The organism is Geodermatophilus africanus (genome assembly GCF_900107105.1).
Lineage (GTDB): Bacteria > Actinomycetota > Actinomycetes > Mycobacteriales > Geodermatophilaceae > Geodermatophilus > Geodermatophilus africanus.
Map to the genome: position 1 here is coordinate 24,590 of NZ_FNOT01000010.1, position 15,325 is coordinate 39,914.

The 15,325-nt window shown below is 69.5% G+C and carries 12 protein-coding genes; 8 read left to right on the forward strand and 4 right to left on the reverse strand.

What is annotated here, in order from left to right; translation table 11 throughout:
* Positions 1–13 precede the first annotated feature (13 nt).
* On the reverse strand, positions 14–1,114 hold the full coding sequence (locus tag BLW63_RS17215) for a tyrosine-type recombinase/integrase (RefSeq protein WP_091158905.1): 1,101 nt from the start codon (positions 1,112–1,114) through the stop codon (positions 14–16).
* Positions 1,115–1,905: 791 nt separating this feature from the next.
* On the opposite strand from BLW63_RS17215, the gene BLW63_RS17220 reads away from it, so the two are divergent.
* From BLW63_RS17220 to mobF, 8 genes are all read left to right on the forward strand, one after another.
* Positions 1,906–2,367, forward strand: coding sequence for an Rv1352/Rv1906c domain-containing protein (locus BLW63_RS17220; protein WP_091158906.1), 462 nt, complete (start codon positions 1,906–1,908; stop codon positions 2,365–2,367).
* Positions 2,368–2,425: 58 nt separating this feature from the next.
* Entirely contained in the window at positions 2,426–2,914 is a 489-nt protein-coding gene (locus BLW63_RS17225) for a hypothetical protein (RefSeq protein ID WP_091158909.1), read from the forward strand.
* A 1,219-nt stretch (positions 2,915–4,133) separates the two neighbouring features.
* Positions 4,134–4,256 (forward strand): hypothetical protein, encoded by a 123-nt coding sequence (locus BLW63_RS28615; RefSeq protein WP_280140538.1) that lies wholly within the window; start codon positions 4,134–4,136, stop codon positions 4,254–4,256.
* Positions 4,257–4,822: 566 nt separating this feature from the next.
* Complete coding sequence (locus tag BLW63_RS17230) at positions 4,823–6,199, forward strand: MFS transporter (RefSeq protein WP_091158911.1); 1,377 nt, start codon at positions 4,823–4,825, stop codon at positions 6,197–6,199.
* A gap of 1,430 nt (positions 6,200–7,629) precedes the next feature.
* Positions 7,630–7,875 (forward strand): hypothetical protein, encoded by a 246-nt coding sequence (locus BLW63_RS17235; protein ID WP_139263625.1) that lies wholly within the window; start codon positions 7,630–7,632, stop codon positions 7,873–7,875.
* A 22-nt stretch (positions 7,876–7,897) separates the two neighbouring features.
* Complete coding sequence (dgt, locus tag BLW63_RS17240; RefSeq protein ID WP_170856826.1) at positions 7,898–9,370, forward strand: dGTP triphosphohydrolase; 1,473 nt, start codon at positions 7,898–7,900, stop codon at positions 9,368–9,370.
* Positions 9,348–9,911, forward strand: a complete 564-nt coding sequence (locus BLW63_RS26200) for a CYTH domain-containing protein (RefSeq protein WP_139263627.1) — start codon at positions 9,348–9,350, stop codon at positions 9,909–9,911. Before dgt ends, BLW63_RS26200 begins: the two co-directional genes overlap by 23 nt.
* A 951-nt stretch (positions 9,912–10,862) precedes the next feature.
* Positions 10,863–14,468, forward strand: a complete 3,606-nt coding sequence (mobF, locus tag BLW63_RS17245; protein ID WP_091158917.1) for a MobF family relaxase — start codon at positions 10,863–10,865, stop codon at positions 14,466–14,468.
* A gap of 10 nt (positions 14,469–14,478) precedes the next feature.
* Here the strand turns inward: mobF and BLW63_RS28995 are convergent, their stop codons facing one another.
* The 3 genes from BLW63_RS28995 to BLW63_RS17255 are packed head-to-tail and all read right to left on the reverse strand — an operon-like array spanning position 14,479 to position 15,301.
* Positions 14,479–14,820, reverse strand: a complete 342-nt coding sequence (locus BLW63_RS28995) for a hypothetical protein (protein ID WP_211517152.1) — start codon at positions 14,818–14,820, stop codon at positions 14,479–14,481.
* Complete coding sequence (locus BLW63_RS29000) at positions 14,808–15,044, reverse strand: PIN domain-containing protein (protein WP_211517153.1); 237 nt, start codon at positions 15,042–15,044, stop codon at positions 14,808–14,810. Before BLW63_RS29000 ends, BLW63_RS28995 begins: the two co-directional genes overlap by 13 nt.
* A complete protein-coding gene (locus BLW63_RS17255; protein WP_091158919.1) occupies positions 15,041–15,301 on the reverse strand; it encodes a hypothetical protein in 261 nt (86 codons plus the stop codon). The genes BLW63_RS29000 and BLW63_RS17255 overlap by 4 nt, the downstream gene beginning before the upstream one ends.
* Positions 15,302–15,325 lie beyond the last annotated feature (24 nt).

Consider the following 15,325-nt stretch of genomic DNA (forward strand, 5'->3'; position numbering starts at 1 on the left):
GCATTCGCGCAGGTCAGCGGCTCGTCAAGGTGGCCGAGTCCGCACCCAGTCCGCAACTGTCCGCGAAGAGTTCCTCGGCGGCGCGCCTCGTGCGGTCCTCCGCGGTGGGCCAGAGGTGGCTGTAGGTGTTCAGCGTCGTGGTGGCGCTGGCGTGCCCGAGGGCCCGCTGGACGGTGACGACGTCGCAGCCGGAGGCGATCAGTCCGGAGGCGTAGAAGTGCCGGAGGTCGTGCAGCTTCACGCCGCTGAGGCCGGCCGCGGCGAGCGTCGTCCGCCAGCGGTGGCCGACGGTGTTCTGGTGCGGCGGCTGGCCGGCGTCCCCGGTGAAGAGCCAGGTGCCCTCCGGGCAATGGGCGGCGACGTGCCGGGCGAGCAGGTCGACCAGGGACGGCGCGAGGTACACCTGTCGCTCGCTGCCGTACTTCGGTGCACGCAGCTCGATGGCACCGCCCGGGGCGCGCTGCACCTGGCGGGCGACGGTGAGGGTGCGGCGGAGGAAGTCGACGTCGCCGACGCGGACGGCGGCCGCCTCACCCAGGCGCAGGCCGGCGAAGCCGCACAGCCCGACGAAGGCGCGGAAGGGCCCGTCGGCGGCGTCGAGGATCGCCCCCACTTGGGCGGGCGTCGGCAGCGTCATGGCGGCGGCTGCTCGGCGCCGGCGGGGGAGGGCGACGCCCTCGCTCGGGTCGCGCGGGATCACCCGGTCGGCGACGGCGCCGCGCAGGACCGCGCGGACGTTGTTGGTCCGGGTGTGCACGGTGCCCGGCGCCAGGCCGCGGGAGACCATGCTCTTGACCCAGTGCTCGAGGTGCGAGCGGCGCAGCGACCGCATCCGGACGTCGGCGAAGGTCGTGGACCGGGCGGCCAGGCTCATCGCCGTCTCGGTGCCGGGTGCCCACACCTGGCGGGCCGACCACTCGGCGTAGTACTCGGCGAAGGTCTGTCGACCCGCGCCCGGGTCGACGTAGGTGCCGGTGACCACGGCCGCGGTGACCTCATCGAGCCAGCGCTGGGCGTCGACCTTGCGGTCGAAGTGGCGGGCGTGCTCCTTGCCGTGTTCGTCCCGGTATCGCGGCCGGTACTTGCCGTTCGGCAACCTCGAGATGCTGGCCATGCTGCTGCCCCTCGTCGTCGGTCGATCCGGCGCCCGCCCGAGGTCCCGGTGTAGCGCTCACAGGTCCGCCTGGGGGCTGGGGCGAGAATCTATGGCGGACCACTGCCATGTGGACGCTGGCGATCGGCGCAATCGCTGCGGCGCTCAGCTGCACCGGAGCGTCCCGCCGCTTCTCCAGTTGTTCTCCAGTAGCGGTGACCCGGGTCTCGTCCGTATCGGTTGGCCCTTGGAAGGGTTGGACGCGGGCTGCCGCTCCCCGCCCGGCAGCAGCGTGCCGGCTGCAGGAGGTCGTCGGAAACGCGTTGCGCGTCCCTGCGGGATGGGCCTACGGCCCACCCTTCCCCCGCCCGGTGCAGTCGGATGAAGGCTGGTTGTGGGAACCGGCCACACGTATGGACGAGCCCTGCCGTTCGCACACGCGCTAGCGATCATGACGGGACCCGTCGGGTCTTGACCTTCGAGCCGCCGCCATCGGACGCACGGCCCGATGGTGGCCGTCGGGGCGAGGTGCTCGGGGGTGGGAGTGGCCGCCCCCCTTAAGTCGGACGAGGGCGTGCCGATACCTGCCTCACGGCGGCGCGTCAGTGAGCGTCCGTCCGCCATCGCATCACGTGGAGAGACGAATGACTGAAGGCGCTCCCCTAGCCGAGGCCTCGGCCTTCGAGCCACCAGCTTCTGCGGCACCAGGCCAGCCCATGCCCCAAGGGCCGGCCAAGTCAGTCCGGTGGAGGTCCCTTCCGGGTGCCCTTCTGCTTGGTCTCGTCGTTGGCGGTGCAGTCGGGGCAGGCGTTGTGACCGCCGCGAGCGACCCGACACAGAGCGAGGCGTACCTCGCTCTGCAGGAGGAGCTGAGCACGGCCCAGGAGCAGGTGTCGGCCTCCGAGGCCGAGGCCCAGAGGGCGGCGGCCGATAAGCGCAGGGTCGAAACTGCAGCGGCGCAGCGCGACTCCGAGCTCGACCAGCGGGAGCGAAATGTTGCGGCAAGAGAACAGGCTGTGTCAGCCGTCGAGCAGCAGATTGCCGCCAACTCGATTGGTCAGGGCACCTGGACGGTCGGACGCGACATTGAGCCCGGCACCTACCGCACTCGCGAGGCCGTCGTGGGGGATTGCTACTGGGCCATTCTTGCGTCTGGCACCAACGGAGGGGACATCATCGAGAATGACATCCCTAGTGGCGGCTTCCCCACCGTGACGCTCAGCGCGGGGCAGGACTTCGAGAACAACGGATGTGGCACGTTCGTCAAACAGTAGTAGGGCTGCCCGTCCTGGACAGTCCCACATGGCAAGTCGCAGCTTATTGAGGAGTAGCATGATCATTGTCCGTCGTATTGGCGCTGCCATACTGGCGATCGCGGCTATCGCCGTTTGGTTCCTCATGGCCCCCACCGAGCCTGAAACGCCTGTCGTGCAAGCCCAAGAGTCGGTTCGAGACCGCAGTAGCGAGATCCGCTCCGCCCTCGCGGACTATGCACTGAACGAGGCGCGCACACAGGGTGCACCGCAGCAGGCGGTCGTGAACGGCTGGGTTGCGAAGGACCTGCTTACGATCATCGCCGAGCAGCAGAACGAAGCCCTCACCCGGGAGGAAGTTCCGCCGCCGGTGACTCCTGCTACGCCGATTGACGAAAGGGTCCCAGCCCTCGCAGGACTGCTCGTGCTGGGGCTCGCCCTTGCGGTGGCGACGTCGCCTCGGCCGACCCCTGTCGCTGGCACGGACGCGCCTGCTCGTACAGCTACATCGGAGCAGCCAGGGCTCGACAATGTCCAGCAGTCGGGCTTCTACAGCGGGCAGCAGTAGGATCCTCCCGCTCGAAGATCTGACTCACACCGCAATACCGGGACCCCTGAGATGCGCCATGACGGCCCACTCAGGGGTCCTGTAGTTGCGGAGGTTGGTTGGCGTCAGTGCCCCGCCGGTGGCCCAGTCCGAGGGCCTCGCCCATCACGGCGTGGAGTCAACGAAGCGTGTCGACGTCCGTCCGGTCCGTGTCCGCCGGCGGAACAGGATGTCGATCTGATGTGAGTGGCGGGGATCTTCAAGCACCCCAAGGCTGTAAGCATTGACCAGTTGGGCACAGAGACGCGTCCGACGCGAATGCCGTCTCGGCGCCGGTACCGATCCTGATGTGCGACGACGTGCCGGCTCGCGACCATCTTGACGATGTCGGGACCGGGCCGCAGATGATTTACGCGACGCCCGCGACGTGGTCACCATCGAGTCTGCGGTAAGCGTGGTCATCCCGGACATGAATGCAGCCGTGTTGTTGACTGCGCCGACCTGCCCCAGCAGGCATCTGACCAGCGGATATAGCGCTCAATGTGATTGACGGTCGACGGGCGGAAGTGGGCGTTCTGCGGACTATCTGCGGACTCGGGGCGGACTATCGACGGCGTCGGAGGACCGCAGTCAGGAGCGACGCCGCCCACAGCCGGCCGAGGATGCCGGCTGCAGCGGGTCGCCGGAAGGGCGCTGACGCGTCCCTATCGGGATGGGCCTGCGGCCCACCCTTCCCCCGACCCGCTGCAGCCGGAGGAGGCCGGTTGTGCGGAAGCGGCCAGAGGAGTGCGACGGGCGCAGATCCACCATCCGCCGCGACGTCGCCAGTGAGCAGCAGGTATCTCCTGCGCAGCCACCGGAGCACTGGGGGATCACTCCACGGCACGAGCCGCTCGAGCTCGGCGGGAGGCGGAGTCGGTAACCGCAGCACCGCGCACCGGGGCGAGGCTCCGCCGGAGACCTGCTGGACCGTGCGGGCTTAAAGCTGGGTTGCGACGTCTGCCGGCAGGCGGCGGGTGCCCTGCCAGTTGTCAACCGCGGACCTGCAGTAGTCCTCCAGTAGTCCTTGGGTCCGGGTGACCGCGGTCGGGGCGGTGCTGCCCGCACCTGTGGACAACGGCGGTCGTCCACAGAAGCGCAGGGCGCAGGCCCGTGGCAGCGACCAAGCACGGACGCTGCCGGCACGAGCCCAACGGAGGAGCGATGGGCTGGATGAGTCCGGTCGTCGACGGCCAAGAGCATGAAGGCTGGGTGGTGCCGCTACGAGCACGCGTCGCTGATCGCTCTCATCCTGCCCGCCGCCGACATCAACGTGTTGTCCCAGGACGTGCGGGTGGGCGCGTGGACCAGCGTGAAATCGTGAACTCCCGTTCTGACCTGCAAAAATACATCTCAGTCAATCAGAGTCAATCGAGCTCAATCGAACGATCATGTGCCCCGATTGTGCCCAAGGGCGGGGGGGCTCCGCGAGGATGCAGCGGGTCCACACGGCCGACGTCAAAATGGTGAAGGCCGTCGTGCGCGCCCGCACGGCGTCGCAGGAGCACTGCTGGCGGCGCTCGAAGGCCACGGCTGGTCGGCCGCGCCGGCCCGGTCCGCCCCGGCGAGGTCCAGCGCCGTTGGCACGGTACGGCCGGAGCCTCACGCGCACTCCCGCCGCGGACACCGGATCGAGACCTCCGCCTGGCACAGTCGGCGTGCGCCGCGAGGCGGTCGGGGGCCTGTGGACACGAAGCGGAAGCGGGTGGCTTAGCCTCGTCGGCGCCCGGACCTCGGTGAACAGCCGGAGCCGCCGCGGCTGATCACCACCCTTCACGTACCGCCCGGAGGCCAAGTCGACCGAGGACACCGACGAGGAGCGCGGTCGGCGCTGACGACGACACCGAGGTTGGGGAACACCACCATTCGTCCGCGGGTTGATCGAGCATCGTGGGCCCTGACACTGACGCCGGCCGCGTCGCCGTGCTCGTCGGTCTGCTGTTCGGACTTGCCGGCATGGGCAGCGCCGCCGTCGCCGTCACGATGCCCGAGATCGCAGCTGACCTGGACTTGACCACCGGTGGCGTTTCATGGGTGCTCACCCTCTACGCCCTGATGCTCGCGGTGGCGACGGCGGTCTACGGGCGCGTGGCCGACCTCGCTGGCATCCGCCTGCCATTTCTCGTAGGTGTTGGGCTCATGACCGCCGGCGCCGTGCTCGGAGGTCTCGCGCCGACGTACGAGGTCCTGCTCGGAGCGCGGGTGCTGCAGGGCTTGGGCGCCTCCGCCGTCCCGGTGCTCGGCATGGCCATCGTCACCGCCAAGTACGACGGACGGGTTCGCGCCCTCGCCCTCGGCCGTGTCGCCGGAATGGCGGCTGCGGTCGGTGCACTCGGCCCGCTGGCCGGCGGCCTCGTTGCGGACCTCCTGGACTGGCGCGCCGTCGTTGTCCTCCCCGCGTTGGGACTGCTCGTCGTCCCTGCGCTGTGGCGTGCGGTCCCGACGAGGGGGACCGGCGCCCGGCTCGACGTGCTCGGCGCGATCCTGGTGGCTGGCACCGCGGCGGGGCTCGTGCTGCTCCTGCAGTCCCCGTCCTCCGGTGTCGTCGTCGCCATAGCGGGCGTGGTTCTCCTGGGGCTCGGTGTCCCCGCTGTGGCGGCCCGCGTCCGCCGCCGGCCCGAGGGATTCCTCCCGCACACAGTCATTCGCGAGCCGGTCGTCGTCCGCAGTGCCCTGGCGGCCTCCGCGGTCCCGGCGGCGTGGTTTGCCTTGCTGATCGCCGTGCCGGCGGTCCTCGCACTGCGGGGATGGTCGCCGCTCGAGGTCGGCCTTGCCCTCGTGCCCAGCGCCTTCACCGGTCTCCTGGGGCCGCGGCTGGCGGGGCCGATGCTCGCCCGCCTCGGACCCAACCGGTCGCTCGCGGTGGCCGGGGTCACGGCGGGAGCCGCTCTCGCCCTGGCCGCCCTTGGCGCCGCTGCGGGGTCCGCCACGGTCCTGGTCTGCGCAGTCGTCCTCGTGACCTTCGCCTTCGGTCTCGGCCAGCCGGCGCTGATGGCCGCGGTCAGCGGAGCGGTACCGGTCGACGTCCGTGGGGTCGCGCTGGGCATCGCCATGCTCGTCTTCCTCGTCGGTGGGGGTATCGGGTCCGCGATCGTCGGAGGATTCGGCGAGGTGTTCGGGCTGGACCGGAGCCTGCTCCTCCTCGCGGTCTTCCCCCTTGCCGGCACCCTCGGGCTTGTGGGGTCGATCCGCGCCGAGCGCTCGGCACGATCGGCCCGCGGTCCGGACGGGCAGGACCGTGACGTGCGGCTCGGAGACGGCCGCTAGCTACTGGGGACGGTCGGGCCGACCGGCGGACGCACGGGACTGCCCCCAGTTGCACTGACTCTGCTGGACTCGCCGGGGCGGCGCTGGGCCTTGCCCCTTGAGCGTTGTGGGCTGACGACGGCCAAGGTTGGCTGAGTTGCGGACTTCCTGCGGACTAACTGCGGACTGGGACAGCGCGTTCCCTGGCCCGTGTGAACCTCCTCGGGTGGCGGCACGCCGCTCCCAGCCGGCCGAGGGTGCCGGCTGCAGCGGGTCGCCGGAAGGGCGCTGCGCGTCCCTGCGGGATGGGCCTACGGCCCACCCTTCCCCCAATCCGCTGCAGCCGGATTCAAGCCGGTCATGGGGAGCGACCAGGAGTGTGTGGATAGGCGTCGGGGCATCGGCGGGGGTGACTCACCCGTCAGCCGCTTGATCAGCCTCCCCGGTCACTGCCGCTAGCGCTGCACCCGCCAGAGAGTCCCGCATCCCCGTTCCGCGGCCGGCAGGGCGGGCTGTCCGCGGCGCTGCTTGCCCGCTCCCCGCCCGAGGCGCCGGTGCAAGCCGCAAAGGTTTTCAAGCCTGCTGTCGCGACTCCCGGAGCCATCGCCAATCAACCGTTTTCGCAGGTCAGACACCGAACCGCGTTGACCCCCATCTACCGCGACAAGCCGCCACGTCCCCGTACTACGGGCACGCAGCGGGCACGGCGTTCCAGCGACCCCCACGCCGGGGGGACTGTCGCGCCCCGGGTCTGATGGGGGCCCTCCACCAGCTTGAGGATGAGCGGCGAGGCGGCACTCGAGGAAGTGCCCCGACGCGCTGCGCCAGCGGAGGCGGCCCGGATGGCGGGTCGGGTCGAGGCCCGGCGTGGCCGGCCGCTAAGACCGCAGTGGTGATGGGGAACGCTTCTAGCGTGTTCGATCATCATCGAACGCTCCCGGCCGCGGGCAGATGGGCCAGGACGGTTGGCCCGCTAGTAGCGGGGATCTGGAGGCCGGCGCCACGTCCAACCGCGTGGACTTCAGTCACGATCCACCCGACCTGACCGTAGACACGCCGCCCCCAGGACCGAGGACTCGTGCGGCGAGTGCGTGCTGGTACAGCGCGGCTCAGGGCCGCTGCTAGAGCCGTTTGGTGGGCAGGCGCAGGCACCCACCGGGGGTCGCACTCCGGGCCGGCGGGCCTCTCGCGCCCGTGCACCACAACGACCCCCGCGAAGAGCCCGGACCGCTCGTCCTGTAGATCGAGGTTTGGCGACTGCGCCTGTCACGGACACCCCCGCTCCTCAGGCCACGAGGGCGCTCACGCGGCGCAGCCAGAAGCTCACATTCCGGCAACACCAGCACCGTTCGCCGCATGTCGCGGCTGCGCCTGTCCTAGGCTCGCCCGCATGCGAGGGGAGGCGCCGGGCCCCCAAGCGCCGAACCACCACGCTGTCAGCCCCATAGAACATGCTGCGCCTCGCCCTATCATCATCGAAAGGCGGAACCACGGACATGCACCTGACGTATGCCCAGGCCCAGGAGTTGACGGCCGAGGAGCGCTACAAGCTCGCTCTGCAGGCCTACGAGGAGCTCGCCAGCAAGAACCCCGCCCTCGAAGCGGCACCCGGTCGCATGGCGAGTGAGATCAGCGACGAGACCGGCGTGGATTTTGCGACCGCCGCCATCGTCGCTCTCTCGGCCGCCGGCGCATAAGCCAACATCCACGGGGGGCGTAGTGGAAGCGGCCGAGCGCGGCGACCGTCGATCAGGACGGGCTAATACCGACATCCGGGAAGATCTGCGGAGCGAATTTGAACGCGATCTCGACCGCTTCTACTACACCTACTATTTCAGGCGCTTGGCTGAGATCACTCAGGTGGCGAGCTATACGGCCCCACGAGCCACGTCCAGCGCCAGCGGAGCTAGCGCCCTCCCTCACAACCGCCTGACTCACTCACTGAAGGTCGGGCAAGTCGGCCGCCGCATGGCGCAGTACCTCATAAACGACTCCGACAACGCGACCGGAATCGAACAGGCCGGCGGACTTGACCCTAATGTCGTGGAAGCCGCAGGACGCGCTCACGATTTGGGCCATCCTCCTTTTGGTCACATCGGCGAAGAGGTCTTGGATGCCGTCGCAGCAGAACTAGGGCTTAATGACGGCTTCGAGGGTAACGCGCAGACCTTTCGCATCCTTGCGAGCTTGGTGCAACGCTACTCGCGCCAGGATAAGCAGCCATCCGACGACGGCCTGAATCTGACCAGCGCGACTCTCGCAGCCTCAGTGAAGTACCCCTGGCCCAGAGGAGAAAGCGGCAAGCGGTGGCGAAAGTTTGGCTACATCAGCCTGGATGAAGCCAAGTTCCAGGACATGGTCGCCCCACGACTCCTGTCAAGGGACAAGGGGACGCTGGAAGCGCAGATTATGGATTGGGCGGATGACATCACATATGCGACGCACGATATAGAAGATTTCGCCCTTGATGGGAGCATCCCCATTGCAGCTCTTCACCACCGCCAAGAGGGAGACGGGGACGACGCCTTCTTCCGTCCTGTCAACCCCGAAGAGTTCGAGGCATTCTGGTCGTACGCGGAAACGAAGCTGCGCGCGATGGACAAGGTTACAAGCGCAGAAGCCAAACGCGAGTTTCAACGGCTTGCCACGCTGTTCCCTCGCCGACAGCCCGATGGCAGCAGGCGGGCCGAAGCTCATCTGAGTCGCCTGTCATCTCACATCATCACCCTCACTAGCCAAGCTACATCGGTCAACGCCGTCGGTGAACTGGAGCGCCACGAAGAGATCGTAGGCCTAGTCAATGCGCTCAAACAGCTCACTTGGTATTACGTGATCGACAGGCCCGACGTAGCGTCAGCTCAGCGGGGGCAGCGTAAGCGATTGCGAGCACTGACTCTCGAACTCGTCGATTGGTGCACAGAGGCCTTTCGCACGGAGGACATCCCGCCATGGGGCGGACACCCTACGAAGCTTAGTGCCAGCGAGATACGCGCCAACGCGAACGCCCTGCCAGATTTTTTGCGCGATCTCGTTTCAACGCTCCTTGAGGCGAACAATCGACACGGCGCATATCGCGACGATCGTGCGAGAAATATTGCCCGGGGCGTCATCGATTTTGTGGCATCTATGCGCGAGACTGAAGTCGACGAACTGTTCTCCAGGATGTGCAGTGGCGACACGCACAGAGCATGAGCGCCGCTACCTGGTGCACTCGCTTGAGGATGTGCCCGGGCTCGACAGGCGGCACGGTCACGAGCTTATTGTGCAAGGCTACTTGGCCTCCCACGATGGGGCCACGCTGCGAATTCGCCGACGGATGGGAATGCGAAGCGAGACGGGACCGCCGCTGTACGAAGCCATTGGGAGCTTAGAGTACAAGGGACCCCGCCAAAATGCCGCTCGCCTTGAGCACGACTGGCCCGTTCCCGACCACATCGCCCCCCTGCTGATGCGGCTAGCAGCCCATATAATCCGTAAGCGTCGCTTCAGCATCGTAACAAGCGAGGGCCCCTGGGATATCGACGAGTTCCTTGGCGAGAACAGCGGCTTGATCATCGCTGAGTTCGAATCAGAGCAGGCAGTTCGAAATCTCCGTCGACCCGAGTGGTGCTACTCGGAAATCACTCCGGTTCGCGATTTTGACAATGAGCAACTAGCAATGCGACCAATCTCCATGTGGCCGGCCAGCGATCTCGAGAAATACAAACTCTTACCCAAGGCACATCAGGACTAGGCGCCCTCGGGCGTCGCGGCGATCGAGGGCCGTGGGACCTCTGTGGCCCAATGAGATTATTGGCGGTGTTGCCGCTTAGGCCACAAGAGCCCTATGAGCTGATTCCGACGAGCACACCCCCGGGGCGGCCATCGCGACGGACCATGTTCACCAGATCCTGGTCCTCGAGTTGGGTCTGCTGCTCGCGGAGGGTCCACCCTCGCTCGGAAAGAAGACGGCACATGCGGGCAGGCCGGGGGCGCGGCCGACGCCTTCTAGTCGTCATGGCGGAATTCGCGGATGGCCTGCAGGCCTTCGTGGCTGACTTCGGCGCTGCTACCTAGTCGCAGCCCTGCTCAATTGCACCTAAGGGAAGCCGCGCCGCACTTGGCGGCAGGATCGGCGAAAGTTAATCAGGCTCGTTGCCATTGGCGGCTCCTTGGCCAGCAGAGTCAGAGTCGCGGCGGGTGCGCCCATCTGCCTCGTTGTTGAGCGCAACCGCACGGGAAAGTCCGTCCATCCGAAGTATCCCGTGGGCCGTCTTGAGGGACATTCGGCACTCCGCGGCACGCCCGCCCATGAAACCGACAGCCTCGCCGTGGGGGGTCCCGCGCGAGCCAGACTCGCCCACTCCCTCCCGCACCTCAGACCCGGTGGCCCTCGTCGAAGGCATCGACATCGGGAGCGCAAGGTGTTCGCCGGCGCCCTTGATCTCAGCCTCGCCGACGCGGAAACTTGACGATCGGACCTTGTGCCTTGCTCGGACTCCAAACAGCAGACCGGCCGCGGAGATCTGACTGCAGAATAATCAGCAATCATCAACAGTGCCCGGGAACGTACAGAAGACGGTACAGAAGACGGCACGCATGCTACCAATGGGGGTAGTCCGGGCCCAGCTTCGTGGGGCCCAACGCCGTTTCTGGGGGTGGCGTGTTGGTCATTGTTGAGTGGCGTTGATAAATGCATGGCGGAATGAAGGTCTACGCTGGTGCTCCTGCGGCGGCCCGGCACTACGTGGAGACCGGCCGGGGCCGGGCCGATGACTACTACCTGACCGAGGGAACCGGGATCGCCCGCCGCTACACCGCTGCCGGCGGTCGAGTGCAGGAGCTCGCCGCGCTGGCCGGGGATGGCTACGAGGCGTGGGTGGCCGGCCTGAACCCCGACACCGCGGCGGCCCGAGGGCGGCTGCGCACAGACGAGCGGGCGGTGCGGTTCGTCGAGGTGGTCGTCAACGGGCCGAAGTCGTGGTCGCTGGCCGCCGCCCTGCATCCGGACATCGCCACCGCCTACGACGCCGCGCAGGACCGCGCCGCGATCCAAGTCATCGGCTGGCTCGGCGAGCACGCGACCACCCGGGTGGGACCGCGCGGTGGGCAGGTGCAGATGCCGGTCGAGCGCCTGGAGGCGGTGACGGTCCGCCACCACACCTCCCGGGCCGGGGATCCGCACCGGCATCTGCACCTGCAGGTCAACGCCCGGGTGTTCGCCGCCGGGCGATGGCGGGGGCTGCACACGGTGGGCGTGCGGGACTTCCTCGCGGCCATCAACGGGATCGGGCACGCCGCGGTCGCCACCGACCCGCAATTCCGCGCCGCACTGGCCAGCCACGGCTACACCCTGGGCGCGACTGGAGAAGTACTGGAGCTCGCCGAGCATGTGGGCGCGTTCAGCGCCCGGGCGGCGCAGATTGGCCGCCACCGAGACCGCTACGAACGGGAGTGGACGACCGCACACCCCGGCCAGACGCCCGGGCCGGCGCTGCGGCGGGCTTGGGATGCGCGGGCGTGGGCCGAGGGCCGCCCGGACAAGGTCACCCCGCAACCCGGCGCGGACCTCGCCGCCCGTTGGGTGGCCGAGCTGGTTGCCCTCGGCTACCGCGACCCCGGACGGCCCCTCGACCTGACCCCGACCCCGGTGGGCGGGCTGGACCGCGACGGTGCGGTTGGTCGCGTCCTGGCCCGGCTGGCCGCCGGCCGTTCGGCGTGGAACCCCGCCGACGTCCGCGGCGAGGTGGAGCAGCTGATCGCCGCCGCCGGGATCGTGGTGGATGCCGCCGTCCGTGGCGAGCTGGCCGAGGACCTCACCACCCGCACCCTGCACCGATGCGTGCCGCTGCTGGCCGGCGACGGCACCGCTGTTCCCGAGCACCTGCGGGCGTGGACGTCCCAGCCGGTACTCGACGTCGAGGCCGACCTGCTCGACCGGCTCGCCGCCCGCAGTCAGATCGTCGAGGACGCCGACGAGCCGGCGCTGCCGCCTGTCGTGCGCGGGCGGCTGGATGCCGGGCAGGCAGCGGCGGTCGCCGCGCTGACCGGCGACCGGCCGCTGGTGGTGGTCGAGGGTGCCGCCGGCGCCGGCAAGACCACCACCCTGGCCGCCACCCGCCAGCTGCTCGAGACCGACGGGCGCCGGCTGGTGGTGGTCACCCCGACCCTCAAGGCGGCCAAGGTCGCCGCCACGGAGGTCGGCACCCGCACCGGGTCGGCAGCATGGTTGGCCTTCCAACACGGCTGGCGCTGGGCCGAGGACGGCGTCTGGACCCGGTTGGCCCTCGGCCAGGCTGACCCGGTCACCGGAGTTCCCCACGCCGGCCCGAGGGGCGCGGCACGGCTGGCCGCGGGGGACCTCCTTGTCGTTGACGAGGCCGGGATGCTCGACCAGGACACCGCCCGCGGGCTCCTCACCATCGCCGACGAGTGCCGGGTCCGCCTGGCGCTGCTCGGCGACCGCCACCAGCTGGCCGCCGTCGGCCGCGGCGGCGTCCTCGACCTCGCCGCCCGCGAGGTCGACCCGGCAGCCCACCTGACCCTGGACGCGGTGCACCGCTTCGTCCGCACCGACGAGACCGGGCAGACAGCGCCGGACGGCGAGTACGCCGGGCTGACCTTGGCCATGCGCACCGGCGAGGACCCGGGCGCGGTGTTCGACACGCTCTCCGCCCGCGGCCGGATCCGCGTCCACGCCGCCCGCGCGGCGCTACAGGAGGCGCTGGCCGCCACCGCCGCCACCTGCTACGGGGTCGGTGAGCAGGTGGCGGTGGTGGTCGACACCCGCGAGCAGGCCGCCGAGCTGGGCGCCGCCATCCGGGAACGGCTGGTTGCCGCTGGCCGGGTCGACGACGCGCAGGTCGCGATCACCGGCAGCGGGCAGCGCATCGGGGTCGGCGACCGGCTCGCCACCCGCCGCAATGACCGCCACCTCGGCGTCGCCAACCGTGACACCTGGGCCGTCACCGCCGTCGACCGCGACGGCCTGCTGACCGTCATTCCCAGCACAAGGAACGTCACCCCTGCCGACGTCACCCCGTCCACGCCGCGGCAGCGTGTCCTGCCGGCGGACTACGTCACCTCCCATGTGGAGCTGGCCTATGCCAGCACCGCGCACGGCGTGCAAGGTGACACAGTCGCGACCGCGCACATGGTGATCGGCGAGCACACCGGCGCCGCAGCTGCCTACGTCGGCATGACCCGCGGCCGCACCGCTAACACCGCCCACCTGATCGCTGAGGACCTGGCCGAGGCGCGGGAGCAGTGGATCGCCGTGTTCAGCCGCAACCGAGCCGACCTCGGCCCCGGTCACGCCGCGGATTTCGCCGCCCGGGAGGCCGCCCGCTACGCCCAGCCCCGGTCGCTGGCTCAAGCGCTCGCGGATCTGCGTTCCGCGTGGACGGCTGAGCAGCGCTGCCTCGATCAGCTGGCCGTCGTCCGGTCGCGCCGTGACCTCCTGAGCGGTATCGCCGCGCTCGAGGCCGACCAGGTCGACCGGCTCGCCGCACTGCAGGTCGCGTGCGGACGGGCGGAACTCGATGTGGAGCACGCTCGCGAGCGGACCGAGGCCAGCGCCACTGCTGTCGCCGCCGAGGCCGACCGCGTCCGCGGAGAGCTCTTGGCCACCTGGGACGCCCAGCGCGGCACGGCCGCCGAGGCCGCCCGCATCGTGCTCGACGGGCCCGGCCGATTCGGGCTGCGGCGAGCCGCCGTCGCACGGGCTGCCGAGCAGCTCACCACCTGGGCGCACACCTGGCGTCCGCTGCTGCCGACCATGGCCCGCGACCCGCGGCGGATCGCCGCGTTCGCTGCCGCGGCCGATGACCGCCCGCACCTGGAGGCGGCCTTCGGCAGTCACGCCCGCAGCCACGCCGAGTCCACCCGCCCTGAGCACGTCCGGCTCACCGCTGCCGCCGACGCCGCACGGGCGGCGCACGACCGCGTCCGGCGCGACCTCGCCCACGCAAAGAGTCAGTGGGCGGACCGGCTCACCCGCCTCGACGCGACCGGCTCCGACCTCACCGGGCTGCAAGCCGACACCGCACGGGAGGTGGCGCACGCCGAGCAGCAGCTCGTCGCCGCGCGGGCCCGAATCGAGCAGCTCCGGGCCGAAGCGGCCCTCCTCGGTCAACCGGCCGACCGCCTCATCCGGGAACGCGACAGCTGGCGTGCCGAGCACAGCGCCGACCGCACGCCGCGTGGACCGGCGACCACCCCACCGCCACCGCCGGGCGTCCGTCACCCGCGACCCGAGCACGACCGGCAGCCTGTGGGACGTCCCGGCATGGGGCCCGGCCTCGGGCGATGAGCTTGAGTCATCACTGAGCTGCAGGACGCCACCCCAGCGTCAGCCGTCCATGACCTACGTGACGGAGACCAAGGTGGACAAGGGCCGCCGAGCCCTGTGAAGGGCCAGCGCCTGAGTCGACGCGGGTGTTCGCCGGGTCAGGACGACGTGGCCTCCGGCAGAAGCGTGAACGCTTCGACATTGACGGGCGAACGACCGTGAAGTGCCGCCGATGGAAGGTGGCGATGCGATGGATGCCGAGGCGCTCGGCGATGGCGATGACCGACGCGTCGGTACCGCCGAGGCGAAGGTCGGCATAGCGCTCGGCGAGGTCGGCCATACGAGCGACATCAGTGTCGGTCAGCTCGGCCAACTGCAGGCCACCCGGCCGGAAATCGCGCAGGAACGGGCCTCGGCGTCTGGGCCGCCCCACTCGCTGAGGAGGTAACAAACCTCGGCGACCACGGTGGGCGGGACCAGTCGCGGTTCATCAAGAGACTCGAGGAGCCGCGCCGCGCTGTGGTGGTTGGTGTCTGCGGTCCTGGCGGCGGCGACGAGGACCTTGGTGTCGAGGACGTTGGTGTCGAGGAGGATCACTCGTGGCCGAAGCCCCGCTTGAGGTAGTCGTCGGTCCGGGTGGAGAGGTCGTCGGGGCCCCCGTGCACCGAGCCGATGAAGTCCAGCTTGCGGGACGCCGGCCGCTCGATGGGATCACTCGACTGCTGCGCTGACTCGTCGGTAGCGCGAACCACGTGAAGGCGGTGACCGGGCCGCACGCCGTGGCGGCGCAGCTCGGCGAGCAACTCGGCTGTGTCCTCGGGAACGGTCAGGTCCCAGCCGTCGGTGGAACTCATGATCAGCAGGTTACCGAGAGATCA